Below are 552 nucleotides of genomic sequence, written 5' to 3' on the forward strand. Positions count from 1 at the left end.
CGGCGCCGCCGACCCGGTCACCGGGGAGTCCGCGGACGACACCTACCGGCGGCTGGCCGGGGAGACGATCGAGGCCGAGCGGGAGGTCTTCGTCCGGCTCCGGGACGAACGCCGGATCGACGACGAGATGCTCCGGGTGCTGCTGCGCCGGCTGGACCTGGAGGAGGCGGCGGCCTACCGGGAGGAGGACGGTGCGCTCTGAGGGGCCTCAGGGCGGCCGGTGACGACGGCGGTGACCGTGGAGCCCGGGGCGAACGCGCCCTCGCCCGCCAGGACGGTCAGGGCGTACAGCAGTTTCGCGACGTAGAGGCGTTCGACGGGCAGGCCGTGGCGGTCCTCGAAGTCGTCGGCGAACGCGTGCAGCTCGGCCGTCGTACGGGCGTAACCGCCGAAGTGGAAGCGTTCCTCCAGCCGCCAGCGCCCGGCCGGGCCGCCGAACGCCTCCTGCTGAAGGGCGCGCACCGCGTCCCCCAGGAAGCCGCCGCGCAGCACGGGGACGCCCAGGGCGCGCTGTCCCGGGCCGATCCCGGCGGCCAGACCGGCCAGGGTGCC

The 552-nt window shown here is 75.7% G+C and carries 2 pseudogenes; one reads left to right on the top strand and one right to left on the bottom strand.

The window, feature by feature from the left end:
• A pseudogene (locus tag IH13_RS0110275) lies at window positions 1-202 on the top strand (Na+/H+ antiporter); the annotation flags it as partial.
• Here IH13_RS0110275 and IH13_RS0110280 read toward each other — a convergent pair.
• Window positions 175-552 (bottom strand): annotated as a pseudogene (locus IH13_RS0110280) (1-aminocyclopropane-1-carboxylate deaminase); the annotation flags it as partial. The pseudogenes IH13_RS0110275 and IH13_RS0110280 overlap by 28 nt on opposite strands.

Source organism: Streptomyces sp. NRRL WC-3549, assembly GCF_000721935.1.
Lineage (GTDB): Bacteria > Actinomycetota > Actinomycetes > Streptomycetales > Streptomycetaceae > Streptomyces.